Origin of the sequence: Streptomyces sp. NPDC102441 (assembly GCF_044765585.1) — a bacterium.
Lineage (GTDB): Bacteria > Actinomycetota > Actinomycetes > Streptomycetales > Streptomycetaceae > Streptomyces.
Map to the genome: position 1 here is coordinate 35,216 of NZ_JBIWKH010000027.1, position 18,552 is coordinate 53,767.

17 protein-coding genes and 1 pseudogene are annotated in these 18,552 nt (G+C 70.7%); 12 read left to right on the forward strand and 6 right to left on the reverse strand.

All coding sequences use genetic code 11. The features are described from left to right. The first annotated feature begins 334 nt into the window (after positions 1-334). A complete protein-coding gene (locus tag ACIREO_RS38445) occupies positions 335-1,585 on the forward strand; it encodes an MFS transporter (RefSeq protein WP_404119378.1) in 1,251 nt (416 codons plus the stop codon). Positions 1,586-1,594: 9 nt separating this feature from the next. Here the strand turns inward: ACIREO_RS38445 and ACIREO_RS38450 are convergent, their stop codons facing one another. Beyond that, positions 1,595-2,839 (reverse strand): S1 RNA-binding domain-containing protein, encoded by a 1,245-nt coding sequence (locus ACIREO_RS38450; protein WP_404119380.1) that lies wholly within the window; start codon positions 2,837-2,839, stop codon positions 1,595-1,597. A gap of 183 nt (positions 2,840-3,022) precedes the next feature. Between ACIREO_RS38450 and ACIREO_RS38455 the strand changes: the two genes are divergently transcribed. The 3 genes from ACIREO_RS38455 to ACIREO_RS38465 all read left to right on the forward strand — a co-directional run bounded on the left by ACIREO_RS38455 (position 3,023) and on the right by ACIREO_RS38465 (position 6,766). Next, on the forward strand, positions 3,023-4,240 hold the full coding sequence (locus ACIREO_RS38455) for an SMI1/KNR4 family protein (RefSeq protein ID WP_404119382.1): 1,218 nt from the start codon (positions 3,023-3,025) through the stop codon (positions 4,238-4,240). A 219-nt stretch (positions 4,241-4,459) separates the two neighbouring features. Next, positions 4,460-5,365 carry a hypothetical protein gene (locus ACIREO_RS38460; protein ID WP_404119384.1) on the forward strand — a complete coding sequence of 302 codons (906 nt, stop codon included), beginning with the start codon at positions 4,460-4,462 and terminating at the stop codon, positions 5,363-5,365. A 213-nt stretch (positions 5,366-5,578) separates the two neighbouring features. Then, positions 5,579-6,766, forward strand: coding sequence for a hypothetical protein (locus ACIREO_RS38465; RefSeq protein ID WP_404119387.1), 1,188 nt, complete (start codon positions 5,579-5,581; stop codon positions 6,764-6,766). Positions 6,767-6,851: 85 nt separating this feature from the next. Here the strand turns inward: ACIREO_RS38465 and ACIREO_RS38470 are convergent, their stop codons facing one another. Next, positions 6,852-7,241, reverse strand: a complete 390-nt coding sequence (locus ACIREO_RS38470; protein WP_404119390.1) for a DUF192 domain-containing protein — start codon at positions 7,239-7,241, stop codon at positions 6,852-6,854. 90 nt (positions 7,242-7,331) lie between these two features. Here ACIREO_RS38470 and ACIREO_RS38475 point away from each other — a divergent pair, with 90 nt between their 5' ends. From ACIREO_RS38475 to ACIREO_RS38485, 3 genes are all read left to right on the forward strand, one after another. Continuing rightward, positions 7,332-8,126: a prepilin peptidase gene (locus ACIREO_RS38475; RefSeq protein WP_404119392.1), complete on the forward strand. Its 795-nt coding sequence runs from the start codon at positions 7,332-7,334 to the stop codon at positions 8,124-8,126. A 71-nt stretch (positions 8,127-8,197) separates the two neighbouring features. Beyond that, on the forward strand, positions 8,198-9,034 hold the full coding sequence (locus ACIREO_RS38480) for a class I SAM-dependent methyltransferase (protein ID WP_404119395.1): 837 nt from the start codon (positions 8,198-8,200) through the stop codon (positions 9,032-9,034). A 102-nt stretch (positions 9,035-9,136) separates the two neighbouring features. After that, positions 9,137-9,592 (forward strand): hypothetical protein, encoded by a 456-nt coding sequence (locus ACIREO_RS38485; RefSeq protein ID WP_404119396.1) that lies wholly within the window; start codon positions 9,137-9,139, stop codon positions 9,590-9,592. Positions 9,593-9,607: 15 nt separating this feature from the next. Here the strand turns inward: ACIREO_RS38485 and ACIREO_RS38490 are convergent. Continuing rightward, positions 9,608-9,781: pseudogene (locus ACIREO_RS38490) on the reverse strand (winged helix DNA-binding domain-containing protein); the annotation flags it as partial. Between the two features lie 232 nt (positions 9,782-10,013). Next, the gene (mgrA, locus tag ACIREO_RS38495; RefSeq protein WP_404119399.1) at positions 10,014-11,051 is read right to left on the reverse strand and encodes an L-glyceraldehyde 3-phosphate reductase; all 1,038 of its coding nucleotides are present in this window, start codon (positions 11,049-11,051) and stop codon (positions 10,014-10,016) included. A gap of 207 nt (positions 11,052-11,258) precedes the next feature. Here mgrA and ACIREO_RS38500 point away from each other — a divergent pair, with 207 nt between their 5' ends. The 4 genes from ACIREO_RS38500 (at position 11,259) to ACIREO_RS38515 (ending at position 16,281) form a co-directional block, all read left to right on the forward strand. Further along, on the forward strand, positions 11,259-12,020 hold the full coding sequence (locus tag ACIREO_RS38500) for an isoprenyl transferase (RefSeq protein WP_404119401.1): 762 nt from the start codon (positions 11,259-11,261) through the stop codon (positions 12,018-12,020). Positions 12,021-12,344: 324 nt separating this feature from the next. Then, positions 12,345-13,667, forward strand: coding sequence for a PhoH family protein (locus tag ACIREO_RS38505; RefSeq protein ID WP_404119404.1), 1,323 nt, complete (start codon positions 12,345-12,347; stop codon positions 13,665-13,667). Positions 13,668-14,056: 389 nt separating this feature from the next. Then, positions 14,057-14,758: a transglycosylase SLT domain-containing protein gene (locus tag ACIREO_RS38510; protein ID WP_404119407.1), complete on the forward strand. Its 702-nt coding sequence runs from the start codon at positions 14,057-14,059 to the stop codon at positions 14,756-14,758. A 131-nt stretch (positions 14,759-14,889) separates the two neighbouring features. Then, entirely contained in the window at positions 14,890-16,281 is a 1,392-nt protein-coding gene (locus ACIREO_RS38515) for an AI-2E family transporter (protein ID WP_404119410.1), read from the forward strand. Between the two features lie 58 nt (positions 16,282-16,339). On the opposite strand, the gene ACIREO_RS38520 is transcribed toward ACIREO_RS38515, so the two are convergent. Together ACIREO_RS38520 and ACIREO_RS38525 are read right to left on the reverse strand one after the other, a co-directional pair. Continuing rightward, the gene (locus tag ACIREO_RS38520; RefSeq protein ID WP_388750756.1) at positions 16,340-16,873 is read right to left on the reverse strand and encodes an alkyl hydroperoxide reductase; all 534 of its coding nucleotides are present in this window, start codon (positions 16,871-16,873) and stop codon (positions 16,340-16,342) included. A 12-nt stretch (positions 16,874-16,885) separates the two neighbouring features. Then, on the reverse strand, positions 16,886-17,440 hold the full coding sequence (locus ACIREO_RS38525; RefSeq protein ID WP_404119412.1) for a peroxiredoxin: 555 nt from the start codon (positions 17,438-17,440) through the stop codon (positions 16,886-16,888). 132 nt (positions 17,441-17,572) lie between these two features. Between ACIREO_RS38525 and ACIREO_RS38530 the strand changes: the two genes are divergently transcribed. Continuing rightward, positions 17,573-18,532: a LysR substrate-binding domain-containing protein gene (locus ACIREO_RS38530; RefSeq protein WP_404119415.1), complete on the forward strand. Its 960-nt coding sequence runs from the start codon at positions 17,573-17,575 to the stop codon at positions 18,530-18,532. Positions 18,533-18,552: the final 20 nt, after the last annotated feature.

An 18,552-nucleotide genomic window follows, 5' to 3' on the forward strand; every position in this document is an offset into this window, starting at 1 on the left:
CGGCGGTGACCAGGCGCGTCCGGCGGACTCCTTCCAACGCACGACACGCTGCCAGTCCTCCGCGTTCAACGACCGGCTCAACTGCCGTGGTGGCACACCGGCCGTGACGACCTCCCGGGTGAGCAGAATGCCCCGCCGGGCGAATTGGTGAAGGCTTCCCGTCATGGAGAAGGAGGATGCCGCGAGAACCGGACTGCTGCACGAACCTGTGGACAACCCGGGTCGCCGTGAGGCCGGGGACGGGGCGGCTGAAAGAAATGGCGTTGACCGAGATCGGTCAGGGCGCGAGAGTGTCGCCCTGGTCGAATCAACGGCATACGGGGGACGGTGAGCGTTGGCTGGCTCGGAGATGGCCCGTGACCTACGGGTCAAGGGGGTCTCGTCCGATCCTCCGCTGTGGACAGCGGACTTCCGGTTGTTCTTCACCGCCCGCACCACCTCTCTGCTGGGCGACGCGATGCTCCCCGTCGCGATCACGGCCGCCGTGATCCGTGCGGGACACGGGGCGAGCGGGGTGGGCTACGCGCTCGCCGCGCTCGTAGCACCGTTCGCGGCACTGATCATCTTCGGCGGGGTGATGTCCGACCGCTTCGGCGCACGGCGGCTGATGGTCGTCTCGGACGCGGCCCGGCTGTGCTCCCAGGGGGTGCTCGCGCTGCTGTTCCTGCTGGGTACGCCGCAGTTGTGGCAGATCCTGGTGCTGCTGGCCCTGATCGGAGCGGGCAGCGCGGTCTTCCAGCCGGGAGTCGCCAGCATCACCCCGCTCATAGCCCAGGACGTACAGAAGGCCAACGCCACCCTCCGCATCGCGGAGTCCGTCACCGTCGTCATCGGGCCGTCCCTGGCCGGGTTGCTGCTGGCGGTCTCCTCACCTGCGGTGGTGGTGGCTCTCGACGCCCTGACCTATGCGGCCAGCGGTGCCTGCCTGCTCCTGCTCCGCTCGGTCCCGATGGGCCCGGCCGAGCGGGCCGGCGGATCGTCGTTCCGGGCCGATCTCGTCGAGGGATGGCAGGAGTTCCGGGCCAGGACCTGGCTGTGGAGCGTCATCGTCGTCTTCATGTTCTGGCAGCTGGCCGGCGCAGGACCCACCACGACCCTCGGCAACAGCACGCTCGTCACCGACTACGGGGCAACGGCGTTCGGCCTGGTCATGTCGTCCCTCGGGGTGGGAAGTGTGCTGGGCGGGATCGTCGCGATCAGGCTCCGCCCGCGGCATCCGCTCCGGGCCGGCGCGGTCTCCATGGTTCTTTGGGCGCTCATGCCGTTGGGGATCGCTCTCGACCTTCCCGCGCCGCTCATCGCCGGGTGCTACGGGGTGAGCGGCGTGGGGATGGCGTTCTGGGCCGTCATGTTCCACACGAGCGTCCAGACGCACATCCCACAGGACGTCCTCGGCAGGGTGCACGCGTACGACGCGGCCGGCTCGCTGGTGATGAAACCGGTCGGGCAGGCGGCGGCCGGTCCGCTCGCGATCGTCGTGGGGGCAGGGCCGCTGCTGTACGTGTCCGCCTCCATGGCGCTCGTCGCCTGCGCCCTGCTGCTGGCGATCCCGGCAGTGCGCGGCCTGAGGCGTGTGGAGCGCTAGCGCCGTGCGTTACCTCGCCGATGCGGTCGGACCTTGGCGCAGGGCTTTGAGGGACATCGTCACTCGGTCACGGGTCATGTCTACGCCGAGAATCCTGGCGCTGATCTCCTGACCGAGGGAGACGACCTCCGAGGGATGCTCGATGGGGCGCCGGGACAGTTCGGGGATGTTGATCAGCGCCGGGAAGCCGTCGACGTCCACGTAGACGCCGAAGTTGGCGATGCACACCACCGGGCCGGTGACGATGTCACCTGGGTGCAGGGACATGAGGAAAGCCCACCGGCGGTCACCCGCTGTCGGCTCGGTCCGCCAGCGAGCTCGTACGACTCCGTCGGCGTCGGGCATGACAGCGGTGGACAGCGGCTCCCGGTCATCGGCGTACACGGGCAGGAGCGCTACGGCTACGGCTCCGGAGACCCGGTGGACCAGCGCCGGGAAGTCCTCCTCGTCGGCGACCGTGCTGCGGATCAGGCCGGTCTCGTCCTGCCAGACGCATTCGACGAGGCCCTCGGCGGGGAGGGCGTCGAGGACCGTGCCGACATCGGCGGACAGGTCCGGCCATACGGCCAGCCGGGCGCGGGGAGCGAGTCCGGCGCGAACCGCGCCGATGGTGCCGGCGGTGAGGCGGTGCCATCGGGAAGCGCCTTCGACGTACGTCTCCTCCAGGATTCCGGCACTGCCCGTGGTGACCGCCCGGTGCAGGCCGTCCCAGAAGTCGTCGTCGCCCGGCCGCTGGACGTGCTGCCCGTCGGTCTCCGCGTCGTACGGCGAGGCGTCCATGTGTTCCGGGAACAGTCCGAGTGCGCGGGTCCGGGCAAGCGCCTGCTCGCAGGGCAGGTTGCTGCCGACGTAGAGGTACTGGTCCCAGCCCACGTGCACGGCGAAGGCGCCCTCCACCTCCAGCCGGCACCAGGCACCCCCGTCGCGCAGCATGACCCGCACCAGTTCCAGTGCGACGCCGAGCGTCACCTCGGTGCCGTCGCGGAAGCCGGCCAGGCCGCCCGGGAGGACACCGTCCAGCCCGAATCCGTCCGCCGGCTGCTCGACGCCGAAGTGCGCGAGGGACGGCACCTGCGGTTCGCGTACGGCCAGGCGGTCGATACCGGCTGCTTCGGCGAACGCCTCGACTGCCTGAAGGTAGGCGTCCTCGACCTGGCCGTGGTCGCTGACGGTGTCCTCGGTGCCGGTGTAGTGGCCGTGTTCGTCACGGTGGGCAGGGTCGTATTTGGTGACGCGAAAGACAAAGGGCAGCACGGCTCTCATTGTCCGGCACGAGCTGCCGTTCCCACGTGGCGGTTCCCGCAACTGCCGGTGCGACCGCGGCGTCGTTGTCAGTGGCAGGCATTAGCGTCGGTGACGTCAGGACGGCGCCGGGCGAGGGACCGAGCCGACGACGCGACATCGGGGGCAAGTGTGCGACGGGCACGTGAGACAGCGGTGAGCGGGCCGCGCATGGTCGAGCAGTGGCGCGAGTATCTGACGGAGTACAGCGCCGAGATGCTGCGCCTGTCCGACGAGGACCAGCAGTACCAGGTCGGCGACGCCCAGCGGGTGGCCGGCTGGCTGGGGGCCGAGGGGGCGGACGAGGAGCGGCTCACGGCCCTGGAGGAGCGGCTGGGCACCCGGCTCCCGCCCAGCTTCCGCAGCTTCCTCGGCGCCTCCGACGGCTGGCTGACCCTCGGCCCCGCAGGCTGGCAGATGCGGACGACCGACACCATCGGCCGGCTGCGCGAGGAGGAGCCCTGGCTGTGGGAGACAGCCAGGGAGTTCAGGGGCGCCCGGCTGGCGGACCACGCACTGCTGATCTCCGTGGTGGAGGACCAGGACGACTGGCTGCTGGACCCCACAGACGTCTCCGAGGACGGCGAGTGGGCGGCGTACCGCACAGTGGCCTTCGAGACCGAGCGGTACGCCTCGTTCGCCGCACTGATCGTGGCGGAGCGCCGGGCACTGGAGGAGAGGGCAGGCGCCGGAGGCCGCCCCCTGCATCCCGAGGGAGCCGAGGACCTGGTCGCCGAAGGGCGTGCGCAGGCGCTGCGCGGCGAGGTCTCGACGGCCGTGGACACCTTCGAGCGAGCCATCACCAAGGGCTCGGGCGCCGCTGCCTACCTGCGGGTGATGCTGGAGGCGTTCCTTGAGCTGACGGACTACGAGCCCGGCAAGAGGTTCTATTTCGAGAAGATCTTCCGGGGCGTCTTCGAGAACGCGCACGTCATGGAGGCGATCGGCAAGGAGCAGGTGCGCGCGGAGGCCGCCGCCCTGGTTCTGCGCGGGCAGTCCGACGCCGTCCCCGGCTGGCGCGAGGGCACCCACGGGCCCTTTCCGCGAGGCCTGCTGGCGGACGTGCTGCCCGAAGTGGTCGGTGATCCCGCCGAGTCGGACGCCGACTGGGCGGCCCGCGTCGACACCGTCGTCCCGTCGCCGCTGCCCGAAGCGCCCGTCTTCCAACGTGCACTGGAGGCCGCACGGTCCCTCGTCCGGGCCGGCGACACCGACGGCGCCTGGCAGGTCATCGAGACCGCCCTCCCGCAGTGGCGCTCCGACTCGCCGTACCGGATCGCGCCGGTGGTCCTCCTCACCGACCCGGTGCTCCGCCGGCTGATCACCCCGGACCGGGCCCGGCACATAGCCACCACACCGCGCCAGGACGGCTGAGGCGGCTCAAACGCCTTCGACGTGTGCTCTGTCGCCGCAGAGTCTGAGCATGTCGTCGGAGTCCGAGGTGAGGATGGTGCGCGGCCCTCGGTAGCTCAGTGCAGTAGCCGGGAGCACGTGCAGCCGTGACACGTACCAGCGCTTTGACAAGGGCCCGCGGTTTACCGAGCATCCTGAGGTGGTCGAGAAAGCCAAGAAGGTTTATGACGGGACATATTCGTGACGGCGTTCTACAACTTCCTTACGGTGCACCGGCCTCCGCCGCATGCCATGGCGCCCGCACTGGCCGGCGCACTGGGCGTGAAGACGCGGGACGTGGACGTCGCCACCGAGTACACCGAGGAGACCGGCGGCAGGAACTGGGACGCCCCGGTCCTCTGTACCTGTGACTCCGTGACCGGAGACCTGGCCCTCTCCTGGGACGTCTCCGTATCGGACGCGGTGGCGACACCGCCGGCCGAGGCCGAGGCCGCACTGAGGCTCGCGGCCCGGCTCGGTACGACCGTCCTGTACCCCGCGCAGGAACGGCCCCCGTCGGCGTACTGGGCGGCAGGCCCGGACGGGACGGTGGCGCGGGCACGTCTGCTGGAGGCGGCCGGCACATCGGACGACACATCGGACGGCGGCGGTCCTCCGGCTCTCGTGGTGGACGCGGTCGAGGCCGCCATGGAGCAGCTCCCCACGGCCCGGGTCGAGGTGCTCGCCGAGATCCTGCACGAGGAGAGGGTGGACACTCCGGTCACCGACGCCTTCGCGGCTGCGACGGACCCGCAGGGCGTGGCGCCGGCGGCCGACCCGGTGAACCGGGCCCGCGAGGCGCTGTCGCTCTGGGAACGGATGGTGCGCCGGGCGGACGCCGGGTGGGCACCGGGAGGACGCTATCCCTTCGAGCAGTACGCCGAGGATCTGCGCACCCGTGACCGGCTGGAGGAGCTGGCCGGGACAGGCGGGCCGGAGCACGAGAGGCTCGTCCGGGCCGTGGCGGAGCTCGACGAGATGTTCCGGCGCAGCACCGACCACGACTCCGGTGCGCTGCTCGGGAACCTCACCGGATCGGGTTCGGAGGTCGCCGGCCGGGGCTGGTGGTGGCACCGCCGTCCGGCGGAGCCGCCCTGGGACCGCTGAGTCCACGTCGCCGGCCGGCAGGCACCGCGCGAAGGACCGACTCGGGCCCCTGGGCCCAAGACGGGGGCCGGCTGATCCGCACGGTCGCCCCGCTCGTGGGCCGCGAGCTCGGCACCAGGCACGTTCCGCACGCGGAGGTCCCGAGGGCCGGGGGAGGGCCGCCGCCGGGCCCGGCTTGGTGACCTCCGTGGGGGCGTGCTCATAATCAGCCCCATGCCCGATCAGCAGACGCGTGCCCGCCCGGCGCCGTCCGAACCCCGCAGCACCGTGCCCGGCGCCAGGGCCCTGCTCACCGCCGCCGCGCCCGCCCTGGGCGCCTACGCGGCGGTCAGGGCCGTGGGGCTCCTCGTCTTCTGGGCTTCGGCGTCGGCCGCCGGGAAGGACGCCCTGCACCTGCTGGGCGGGCGCTGGGACTCCGTCTGGTACCAGCGGATCGCCGAGGACGGTTACGGGTACACCGTCACCCTCCCCGCCGGCGGCGTCCACCCTGACCTGGCCTTCTTCCCGCTCCTGCCGGCCCTGGAACGCGGTCTCGCCGCGGTCACCCCCTTCACCGTCCAGGGCGCCGGGATCGCCGTCGCCTGGCTCGCGGGGCTCCTCGCCGCCTGGGGGATCTTCGCCGTCGGGGCCCGGCTGTACGGGCACCGGGCCGGGGTGGTGCTGGCCGCGCTGTGGGGGGCGTACCCGACGGCCTTCGTGCAGTCGATGGCGTACACCGAGACGCTGTTCACGGCGCTCGCCGCCTGGTCCCTGTACGCCGTGCTCAGAGGCCGCTGGATCGCCGCGGGCGCGCTGTGCGTGCTCGCCGGGCTGACCCGGCCCACGGCGGCCGCGCTCGTCGCGGCGCTCGCGCTCAACGCCGCCGTGGCCCTCGTACGGGAGTGGCGGGCGGGCGACCGGCGTGGGCTGGTGCGCCGGAACGCGCGCATGCTGCTGGGGGTCTGCCTGGCGCCGCTGGGGTGGCTGGTCTACGTGGTGTTCGTCGCCGTACGGCAGGGCAGCCCGCTCGCGTACTTCGACGTCCAGGCGCAGTGGGGCAACAGCATCGACGGCGGCCGTGCGCTGGCCCTGTTCATCGCCGGACTGCCGCTCCCCGCCGCCCTCGGACTCTGCGCCGCGCTGGGGCTGCTGGGGTGGCTGGTGTTCCTGTGTGTAAGGCAGCGGCAGCCGCTGCCCGTGCTGGTGTACGGCATCGCGATCGTCGTCATCTCGCTCATCGGCTCCGGCTACTTCGGCTCCCGGCCGCGCCTGATGATGCCCGCCTTCCCCCTGCTCCTGCCCCCGGCCGTCGCGCTGGCGGGGCTGCGCACGACGGTGCGCACGGGCACGGTCGTCGCCGTGCTCGCCCTCGGCTCCGCCGCGTACGGCGCGTGGACGCTCCTGGGGCCCGGGCCGCCATGAGTCGGGCCCACGGGCCCGGTCGTCACCTTCTTCACGGCCGACTTCCACCTGACCGGAACAGCACCGAAGATCCCGGCCGGCCTCGTCACCGCGCAGGCGGCGAAGCTCCCGTAGCCGGTACGGAGACCCGCACCCGCGTCCCGGGCCGCAGGCCCCACCGCTCCATCGCCCCGGCCTCCGACTCCACCACATGGCGGGCGCGGAGCCTGGGCAGGCCGAGCCGTCCGGGCCTCATCGTGCGGACCGCCAGCACATTGAACTTCCGGTCCAGATACGCCACATCGATGGTGAACCGCATCCGGAAGGTGTGCACACTCCCGCAGGGGGTGATCAGCAGCGCGCCGTCCACGCCGCCGGCACCGAGCAGCCCACGCGTCCGCGCCCGGTACGAGGCGGCGACGCGCAGCGGCACCTCCCGCACCTCGGAGTCCGTCCCGACCGTCAGTGTCCCGCCGCCGTCACGCCATTTCCCCATGGGAAGCGACCGTAGCCGCCGCGCCGAACGGCGCCCAGCGGGCCCCCGGGCCCAAGGCCCCGCCGCACGGGCCCGATTAGGCTCGTCACCGTGGACGCCACACTGATCGCGGTCGCCGCGCTCTGGGGAGCCGCCGCCGGGCTGCTGCTCCCGCGCGCCGCGTACCGCTTCTCCGTCGAGCCCGAGGAGGCCTGGAGGGACGCCTGCCCCGCCGGGCACGCGCTCACCGGACCCGCCAGGGGCTGGCTCGGCTCGACCAGATGCGCTGCGTGCGCCGTGGCCGTCCCCTCGCTCCGGGGAGGCGCGGCCCCCGGGGCTCCGGCGCCGGCCGCCGCGCGTGGCCGCTACGCCCCCGCGGTGCTCACCCCTGTGATCACCGTGCTCGCCTGCGTGGCTCTCGCCGCCGCCACCGGGACCCGCCCCGAGGCCGCCGTCTGGCTGCTGCTGGCCCCCGTCGCCGTGCTCCTCGCCGTCATCGACCGCCGCGTCCACCGGCTCCCCGACGCTCTGACGCTGCCGCTGGCCGGCGCCACCGCCGTACTCCTGGGCGGTGCGGCCCTGCTGCCCGAGCCCGGCGGATCCTGGACCTCGGCCCTGCTCGGGGGAGCGGCGCTCGGCGGGTTCTACCTCCTGCTCTTCCTGTTCAACCCGGACGGCATGGGCTTCGGTGACGTGAAGCTCGCCCTCGCGCTGGGTGTGGCACTCGGCTGGTACGGCTGGGCGGTGCTCTGCGCCGGAGGCTTCGCCGGGTTCCTGTTCGGCGCGCTGTACGGGGTGGCACTGATGCTGGTGCGACGCGCAGGGCGCAAAACCGGCATCCCTTTCGGCCCGTTCATGATCGCCGGTGCGCTGACCGGCCTGCTGTTCGGAGGACTCGCTGCCTGAGTCTCACCCCGCGTACGGATGTGCGGAATATCAGGTCGCGCCGGGCCGTGGCGGCCTGACACCCTTCCCGTATGACCGGATCGTCCGCACTCTCCGACCCCTCCGACCCCTCCGGCTCCTCCGCCTCCGACGACCGCTTCGCCACCCTCGTCGAGGAGGCCGACGCCGTCTCCGTCGACGGCTGGGACTTCTCGTGGCTCGACGGGCGGGCCACGGAGCAGCGTCCCTCCTGGGGGTACGCGCACGCCATGGCGGACCGGCTGGCACGGGCCGGGGCCGCGCTCGACATCCAGACCGGGGGAGGAGAGGTCCTGGCCTCCGCGCCCGTCCTGCCGCCGCTCACCGTGGCCACCGAGTCCTGGCCGCCGAACGTCGCCCGCGCCACGGCCCTGCTGCATCCACGCGGCGCCGCGGTCGTCACGGACTCCGACGAGCCGCCGCTGCCCTTCGCCGACCGGGCCTTCGACCTGGTCGTCAGCCGGCATCCGGTGACGACGTGGTGGGACGAGATCGCCCGGGTCCTGGCACCCGGAGGCACGTACTTCTCCCAGCAGGTCGGCCGGGAGAGCGTGTTCGAGCTCGTCGAGTACTTCCTCGGCCCGCTCTCGTCCGAGCAGCGCGCCGCCCGCGACCCGCGGCGCGCCCGGGACGACGCGGAGGCCGCCGGGCTGGAGGTGACGGATCTGCGCGCCGAGCGGCTGCGTGTCGAGTTCCTCGACATCGGTGCCGTCGTCTACTTCCTGCGCAAGGTCATCTGGATGGTTCCGGGCTTCACCGTCGCCGCCTACCTGACGCAACTGCGCTCCCTGCACCGGCAGATCGAGGAAGAAGGGCCGTTCGTCGCGCACAGCGCCCGCTTCCTGATCGAGGCCCGGAAACCGGGGGTCCCTCCAACCCCCCTACGCTGAGCGCGGCTTCACAGGCCCCGAATGCAACGGCATGACCTGCACCTCCGTCTAGCCATGAGTAGTGCGACCCTGGTGGTTGAGCGCACAACGAAGGAGCAGGTCATGTCGGTGGGAAGGGAAACGCCCGGCGGAGAGATCAGCCCGCCGGCCGGCCGGCCGCGCCACGGGAAGGCCGACTGGCTCATGGGTGCGCGGATCATCGCCGTACATGGCCTGTTCTACCGGCCCGAGGGCCGCGCGGGGGAGCCGGAAGCCGTCGAATTCGTGCTGGAGGGCGGGCAGTCGGTGCTGCTGACCTGCGCCTCCGACCACACGCTGAGCATCACCTCCGGGTCCTGGCCCGGCCTCCCCGACTGGTGTGTGCCCGCCGGCCAGTGGCAGTTCGAGCAGCTGGGCCGGCTGCCTCCCCCTCCGTACGGCGGCGCCTGGACGGTGCTCGGCACGCAGGAGCGGCGCGACGAGCACGGCGAGGTGCGCGAGGCGGTGATCCGGTGCGAGAACGGCGACTTCGTGATCGGCGGCGGCGACACGGTGGTGATCCGCTTCGTCTCCGGCTGAGCCACGGCAGGCCCCCTATGCGTGAGCGCCCACGGTCACCTCTCCCACCGTCAGTTCCGGAGCCCCCTCCAGAACCTCGCCCAACGCCTCCACCTGCTCCTCCAGCGCCCGCGTCCGACCGGCGTCCAGCGGAGTCAGAGGCTCCACGGTGACCGCGATCCGCTTCCCCGAGCGGCGCTGGTGCCACACCGGACGGAAACTGTCCTGTAGGGCACGACCCGATGCCCCGTCAGGCCTCCGGAGACGTGCCCACAGCGCAGTCCGCCGAATTCGGAGAGTGATTATTTCGTGCCGTGGCACGCAGCAGCACTTACGAAGGGTTATGGTGGAAACCCCCCCTCGGGCCGGTCCGTAACCCCCCCCACGGACCGGCCCGTTTTTTTGTGCCCGGATTCTGTTCCGGGGACAGGGGTGCCTGGCGTCAGCCGCGGTTGGCCCAGATGTTGGTGCTCGCGGTGTCCACGGCGAAGGTGTCGATCTCCTTCAGCTCGGCGGCGGTCAGCGCCGGTGCCGCGAGCGCGGCCACGTTCTCCTCCAGCTGCTTCACGCTCGACGCGCCGATCAGGGCCGAGGTCATACGGCTGTCACGCAGGACCCAGTTGAGCGCCAGCTGCGCGAGGGACTGCCCCCGGCCCCGCGCGATGTCGTTCAGCCCACGCAGCCGGCGCACCATCTCGTCGGACAGCAGGCCCGGGTCCAGGGACTTGCCCTGGCTGGCGCGCGAACCCTCGGGGATGCCCGTCAGGTACTTACCGGTGAGCAGCCCCTGGGCGAGCGGAGCGAAGGAGATACAGCCCATGCCGGCCGTCTCCAGGGTGTCGAGCAGCCCGTCGGCCTCCACCCAGCGGTTGACCATCGAATAGGAAGGCTGGTGGATCAGGGCGGGCACACCCATCTCCTTGAGGATCCGTGCCGCCTCGGCGGTCTGCGCCGCGTTGTAGGAGGACACACCCGCGTACAGCGCCTTGCCCCGGCCCACGGCGGAGGCGAGCGCACCCATCGTCTCCTCGAGCGGGGTGGAGGGGTCGAAGCGGTGGGAGTAGAAGATGTCGACGTGGTCGAGGCCCATCCGCTGCAGGGAGGCGTCGAGCGAGGACAGCAGGTACTTACGGGATCCCCACTCCCCGTAAGGACCCGGGTGCATCCGGTAGCCGGCCTTGGTGGAGATCACGAGCTCGTCCCTGTACGGGGCGAAGTCCTGGCTGAAGAGCTTGCCGAAGTTCAGCTCGGCGGAGCCGGGCGGCGGGCCGTAGTTGTTCGCCAGGTCGAAGTGGGTCACACCGAGGTCGAAGGCGCGGCGCAGGATCGCCCGCTGGGAGCCGAGGCCCCGGTCGTCGCCGAAGTTGTGCCAGAGGCCGAGAGAGACGGCCGGCAGTTTGAGCCCGCTGCGGCCGGTCCGGCGGTATTCCATGGAGTCGTAACGCGACGGGTCGGGGAGGTAAGAAAGGGAATCAGTCACGTTTCACTCCTTATCACGGACTTGTGACAGACCGGGTTGGGCCCCCGTGACCCCACCGCAGTAATGTGGCCGCTTCGGGACATGCCGGTCCGCGGCGCGAGAGCGCGGTGTGCGGACCGCACGGTGATCCCCCGGGGGACGGCCCCGGACCCCCCGCGAGGGGGAGGACGGGCCTGGGGCCCGTACGGAACCGAGAGGGTGAACTCAGTGAACTTGCGCGACCTGGTGTACGGGCTCTACGCACGCCGGGTGGAAGGCCGCCTGGACCATGACCAGGTGCCCAAGCACATCGGAGTCATCCTCGACGGCAACCGTCGGTGGGCGAAGGCGTCCGGCGGCTCGGCCGTGGAGGGACACCAGGCCGGGGCCGACAAGATCTCGGAGCTGCTCGGCTGGTGCAGCGAGACGGATGTCGAGGTCGTCACCCTCTGGCTGCTGTCCACGGACAATTTCGACCGGCCGGAGGCGGAGCTCATCCCGCTGCTCGGCATCATCGAGAACACCGTGCGTCAGCTGGCGTCCGACGGGCGGTGGCGCGTCCACCACGTCGGTACGCTCGACCTGCTGCCCGCCCGGACCCAGACCGTCCTCAAGGAGGCGCAGGAGGCCACCGAGGGCATCGACGGGATAATCGTCAATGTCGCCGTCGGCTACGGCGGACGCCAGGAGATCGCGGACGCCGTCCGCTCCCTCCTCCTGGAGCACTCCGCCCGGGGTACGACCTTCGAGGAGCTCGCCGAGGTCGTCTCCACGGACCTGATCTCCGAGCACCTCTACACCCGCGGACAGCCCGACCCGGACCTCGTGATCCGTACGAGCGGGGAGCAGCGGCTGTCGGGCTTCATGCTCTGGCAGAGCGCCCATTCGGAGTACTACTTCTGCGAGGTCTTCTGGCCGGCCTTCCGCAAGGTCGACTTCCTGCGCGCCCTGCGTGACTACGCGGCGCGGCACCGGCGCTACGGGGCCTGAGGGCGGCGGCCCGCCCGGCCCGGACTGATCCGAACGGAAGAGCCTTGTCGCAGGCAGGGGCATGGCTTCCCGTCTTCGAGGGAATACAGCTCTCAGGTCGACGTCCGGTCAGCAACCAGGCGGACGTCGCAGCCAAGTGAGCGGCACCCAGCCCGCTCGCCCGGGAGGCCCTTTGCACACGAAGGACCGCACACCGTGCGGCCGACGCGGAGGGCCGGTGTTCGGCCCGCGCACGGGGTCCGAACCCGGTCCGTCCTCTCCCTTTGGGAAGTTCCGCGACGTCCGTCGCACTCCCCGACCTCGTCCGAGGGGGTACGTCCTTCCGTGGTGACCAGCACTAAGCGCCGCATGCCCGACAGGCGCACCTATGTTCTCGACACCAGCGTCCTGCTGGCCGACCCCAACGCCATGACCCGGTTCGACGAGCACGAAGTCGTGCTGCCGATCGTCGTGGTCACGGAGCTGGAGGCCAAAAGGCATCACCCCGAGCTCGGATACTTCGCACGGCAGGCCCTGCGCCTGCTGGACGACTTCCGCGTCCGGTACGGCCGGCTGGACGCCCCGATCCCGCTCGGGGATCTGGGCGGGTCGCTCCGTGTCGAACTCAACCACTCCGACCCCGGCGTCCTGCCGGCCGGCTACCGGTTGGGGGACAACGACTCACGGATTCTCGCGGTCGCGCGCAATCTCCAGGCCGAGGGATACGACGTCACCGTCGTCTCCAAGGACCTGCCGCTCCGGATCAAGGCGTCCTCGGTCGGCCTCCTCGCCGAGGAGTACCGCGCCGAACTCGCCGTCACCGACTCCGGCTGGACCGGGATGGCGGAGCTCACCCTCGCCGCCGAGCAGGTCGACCTGCTGTTCGGTGAGGAGACCCTGTACGTCCCCGAAGCCGCCGAGTACCCCGTGCACACCGGGCTGGTCCTCCAGTCCGAGCGCGGCAAGGCGCTCGGCAGGGTCACGGCAGAGGGCAACGTGCGTCTCGTGCGGGGCGACCGGGAGGCCTTCGGGATCCACGGCCGCAGCGCCGAGCAGCGCATCGCGCTCGATCTCCTCCTCGACGAGGACGTCGGCATCGTGTCCATGGGCGGCCGGGCGGGCACGGGCAAGTCGGCCCTGGCGCTCTGCGCGGGCCTGGAGGCCGTGCTGGAGCGCCGGCAGCACCAGAAGGTGATGGTCTTCCGGCCGCTGTACGCGGTCGGCGGGCAGGAGCTCGGCTATCTCCCCGGCAGCGAGTCCGAGAAGATGAGCCCCTGGGCGCAGGCCGTCTTCGACACGCTGTCGGCGGTCGCCGGGCGCGAGATCATCGAAGAGGTGCTGGGGCGCGGGATGCTGGAGATCCTGCCGCTCACCCATATCCGGGGCCGTTCGCTCCACGACGCGTTCGTGATCGTGGACGAGGCGCAGTCACTGGAGCGGAACGTCCTGCTGACCGTGTTGTCCCGTATCGGGGCGAATTCACGGGTGGTGCTCACCCATGACGTGGCACAGCGGGACAACCTCAGGGTCGGCCGGTACGACGGAGTCGTCGCCGTGGTCGAGAAACTGAAGGGGCATCCGCTCTTCGCGCATGTCACGCTCACCCGCTCCGAGCGTTCACCGATCGCCGCGCTGGTGACCGAAATGCTGGAGGACGGCCACATCTGACCGGTAACACCCCATAGATGCCGCCCGGCGAGCCAAGGAGCTTAGCCGGGCGGCATTGTGCTGCGCCGTCATTTCCGAGAAAGTCGTGCGCCAAACGGGGTGTGAGCTTTCACACGCGGCACAGAATTGCAACGCGCCGTGTCCTTCCGGCAGAGTCTTGCTTCCGTCAGGCCCCGCATACGGCACTTGGGCACCTCCAGAGGCGCCACGCACCACACAACTCAACACTTGCCGCCCGTATGCCGCCCGCGAGTACCACGCGGCGCTCCCGCAAGGGAGTCGCCCACCGGGCCCGTGCCTCCCGTGACCCAAGCTTTAGGGAGGCCAGTGTCAAGGGCACGATTGCGCCCGCGAGGTCACCTAAGCGGGCGATGCTGGAAGGACACCGTGTGAGCCGGATCTCGGTCCGGGGGTTCGCCGTGGCATCCGCCACCGCCGTAACCACCGTAGGCGCCGTCGTAGGCGTTGCGTCGGGCAGCACTCCCGCTGCTGACGACAACAACTTCGATGCGGCCGCAGCCGACACCACGCTGCTCGCAGACATCCCCGCGGGCCAGCAGGCCCAGGTGCAGACCGCTTCGCTGACGCAGCAGGCCGACGCCCAGGCGTCCGCGGCCGACGCGGCAGCGAAGAAGTCCGCCGAGGAGACAGCCCGCGTCCAGGCCGCCAAGGACGCCAAGTCGAAGAAGCAGGCTGCCGAGGACAAGCTGGAGGCGGAGCGCCAGGCAAAGGAGGACGCCAAGCGTGCGAGCCGCGACTCCGTCCGCGACGCCTCCTCCTTCTCGGCGCAGGGTTCCTACAGCGTGGCCGAAGTGCAGGCGATGGCCCGCCAGATGGTCCCCGCGGACCAGTTCCAGTGCTTCAGCAACATCGTGAACCACGAGTCGACGTGGAACTACCAGGCGGCCAACCCCGCCTCGGACGCGTACGGCCTGGTGCAGGCGAATCCCGGGTCGAAGATGGCGTCGGTCAGCTCCGACTGGCAGACCAACCCGGCCACCCAGATCAAGTGGGGCCTCAACTACATGGACAGCCGCTACGGCAGCCCCTGCGGCGCCTGGTCCTTCTGGCAGGCCAACAACTATTACTAGGAGCCCCGTACGGTTCCGCGCTCAACCCCGGGAAGCCCCGCACCGTCCTACGGCGCGGGGCTTCTCGCGTGTACGGTCGTCCGGACAGCTCCGGGGGCGTGCGTGGAGCGATTGGGGGAAGGAAAAAATCCATGTCGAAACTTCCGGGTTGGCTCGGTCGGATGGGCGCCGAACTCACCGAGATCGGGGCGCGCCTGGAAGAACGCCGCGCCGAGGACGAACGCCGTGCCGACGCGGACGCGGTGAGCGGCTCGTCCTCGACCCTCTCCAAGCCCGCGGCCGACCAGGTGCCGCCCCCGCCCTCCTACGCCCCCTCGGTGGCCGCCAAGCCCGACCCGGTGGTCGCGATCCCCTGGGGGATGCGCGTGGCCGCCGAGGCGGGCTGGCGGCTGCTGGTCCTGGCCGGCACGCTCTGGGTGCTCATGCGCATCATCAGCGCCGTCCAGCTGGTCGTCCTCGCGTTCGTCGCCGCCCTGCTGGTGACCGCGATGCTCCAGCCGACCGTCGTACGGCTGAGGAGGCTCGGGCTGCCGCGCGGTCTGGCCACCGCGGTCACGGCGGTGCTCGGCTTCGTCGTCATGGGCCTGGTCGGCTGGTTCGTCGTCTGGCAGGTGATGGACAATCTGGACACCCTCTCGGACCGGGTCCGTGACGGCATCGACGAGCTGAAGCGCTGGCTCCTGGACAGCCCGTTCCATGTCACCGAGCAGCAGATCAACGACATCGCGAAGAACCTCAGCGACACCATCGGCACCAACACGGAGGAGATCACCTCCGCCGGACTCCAGGGCGTCACCGTGATGGTGGAGGTGCTCACCGGGCTGTTGCTGGCGATGTTCTCGACGCTCTTCCTGCTCTACGACGGGAAGCGCATCTGGCAGTGGGTGCTCAAGCTGGTGCCCTCCCAGGCCCGGCCGGGCGTCGCGGGGGCCGGACCGCGCGCCTGGCGGACACTGACCGCCTATGTGCGGGGCACGGTGATCGTCGCCCTGATCGACGCGATCTTCATCGGTCTCGGGATCTACTTCCTCGATGTGCCGATGGCGGTGCCGCTCGCCGTCTTCATCTTCCTCTTCGCCTTCATCCCCCTGGTCGGCGCCGTGGTCTCCGGCGCCCTCGCCGTGGTCGTCTCACTCGTCACCCAGGGCGTGTTCACCGCGCTGATGGTGCTGATCGTGGTGCTCGCCGTGCAGCAGATCGAGGGTCACATCCTGCAGCCCTTCATCCTCGGCCGCGCCGTACGCGTCCACCCGCTGGCCGTCGTGCTGTCGGTCGCGGCGGGCGGCATGGTCGCCGGCATCGGCGGTGCGGTCGTCGCCGTACCCCTGGTCGCGGTGACCAACACGGTGGTCGGCTATCTGCGCTCGTACGGCCAGGACACGGCCGCGCTCCAGGGGCCGGGCCCGCACGGCGCCACGGCGCTCTCGGCCCTGCCGCCGACGGAGCCGCCCTCCGTCCGGCCGGCCGAGGAACCCGAGGACAGGGGCGAGCGGCAGAACCCGGTGGACGAGCCGGGAAAGTGACATAAGAAGGGCCCCAGGGACGGTCGGTCGTCCTCGGGGCCCTTCTCGTTCATGGGTACTACTCGGCGAGCACGGCCTCGGCTTCGAGGGTCACGCCGACCGCCTGGATCACCGAAGCGATCTTGACGGCTTCCTGAATCGTCTCACGGTCCACGCCGGCCTTGCGCAGCACCTGCTCGTGGGAGTCCAGGCACTGGCCGCAGCCGTTGATCGCGGAGACGGCGAGCGACCACAGTTCGAAGTCGACCTTCTCCACGCCCGGCTTGCCGATGACGTTCATCCGCAGGCCCGCACGGAGGTTGCCGTACTCGGGGTCCGACAGCAGGTGCCGGGTGCGGTAGAAGACGTTGTTCATCGCCATGATCGCCGCGGCCGACTTCGCCGCGGTGTACGCCTCGGCGGAGAGGTTGGCCTTGGCCTCCGGCTCCAGCTCGCGCAGCACCTTCGGCGAGCGCGAGGCGATCGCGCAGGCCAGGACGGTGCCCCACAGCTGCTGCTGCGGGAGTTCGCTGTTGCCGATGACCGAGCCGAGGTTCAGCTTCAGGTCCTTGGCGAAGTCCGGAACGGCGGACTTCAGTTCGTCGAGTGCCATGTCGGTATCAGCTCACTCACCGGAGAGAAGGGCGACCGGGTCGAGGGTGTTCTCGCCCTTGGTCCAGTTGCACGGGCAGAGCTCGTCGGTCTGCAGGGCGTCGAGGACCCGCAGGACCTCCTTGGGGTTACGGCCCACGGAACCGGCGGTCACCATCGTGAACTGGATCTCGTTGTTCTGGTCGACGATGAAGACGGCGCGCTGCGCGAAGCCGTCCTCGCCCTCGATGCCGAGGTCACGCATGAGCTCGTGCTTCGAGTCGGCCAGCATCGGGAAGGGCAGGTCGGTCAGGTCCGGGTGGTCCTTGCGCCAGGCGTGGTGCACGAACTCGGAGTCACCGGAGAAGCCGAGGATCTGCGCGTCACGGTCGGCGAACTCGTCGTTCAGCTTGCCGAAGGCGGCGATCTCGGTGGGGCACACGAAGGTGAAGTCCTTCGGCCACGCGAAGACGATCTTCCACTGGCCCTCGTAGGTCTTGTGGTTGATCTGCTCGAACTCCTTGCCGGTCTCCAACGAGACACAAGCGGTCAGATCGAACTGGGGGAACTGGTCACCGACAGTGAGCACGCGCACTCCTTGTTGCATAGGAAATCCCCTTTTGAGGGTGTTCCTGGGGGTTGGGCAGTCCCCACCTTGGCACAGGGTGCATTGATCACGGAAATAGCTACACTCGGTCGGGATGATCGGAGGTGCCTATCAGTGGCGTATGTAAATCAGGCTATTAGGGTCAAGCAGCCCAGCCTCTCGCAGCTGCGCGCCTTCGCGGCCGTGGCGGAACATCTGCACTTCCGGGACGCGGCGGCAGCAATCGGGATGAGTCAGCCTGCGCTCTCCGGAGCGGTGTCCGCGCTGGAGGTGGCACTGGGTGTCCAGCTCATCGAGCGTACGACGCGCAAGGTGCTGCTCTCGCCCGCGGGGGAGCGCCTCGCGGTGCGGAGCCGGGCGGTGCTGGAGGCGCTGGGCGAGCTGATGGAGGAGGCCGAGGCGGTGCGCGCGCCGTTCACCGGGGTGCTCAGGCTCGGCGTCATCCCGACGGTCGCGCCCTATCTGCTGCCGGCCGTGCTGAGGCTGGTCCATGAGCGCTACCCGGACCTGGATCTCCAGGTCCATGAGGAGCAGACCTCCTCGCTGCTGGAGGGGCTGGGCGCAGGACGGCTGGACCTGCTGCTGCTCGCCGTGCCGCTCGGGGTGCCCGGTGTCACGGAACTACCGCTGTTCGACGAGGACTTCGTGCTCGTCATGGAGAAGGAGCACCAGCTCGCCGGGCGCACCGGTCTGCCGCGCGAGACGCTGCGGGATCTGCCGTTGCTGCTGCTCGACGAGGGGCACTGCCTGCGCGACCAGGCGCTGGACATCTGCCGGGAGGCGGGGCGCACGCAGGGGGCGCCGGTGACGACGACGGCGGCCGGGCTCTCCACACTGGTCCAGCTCGTCGCGGGCGGGCTCGGGGTGACGCTGCTGCCGCGTACGGCGGTGACGGTGGAGACCGGGCGGAACGAGGCGCTGTCCACCGGGTACTTCCAGGATCCGGCGCCCTCGCGGCGGGTGGCGCTGGCCGTGCGGACGGGTTCGGCGCGGCACGAGGAGTTCGAGGAGCTCGCGGCGGCGCTGCGCGGGGCGATGGGGACGCTTCCGGTGCGGGTGCGGGAAGAGGGGTGAGCGCGCCCCGCGGCGCGCTC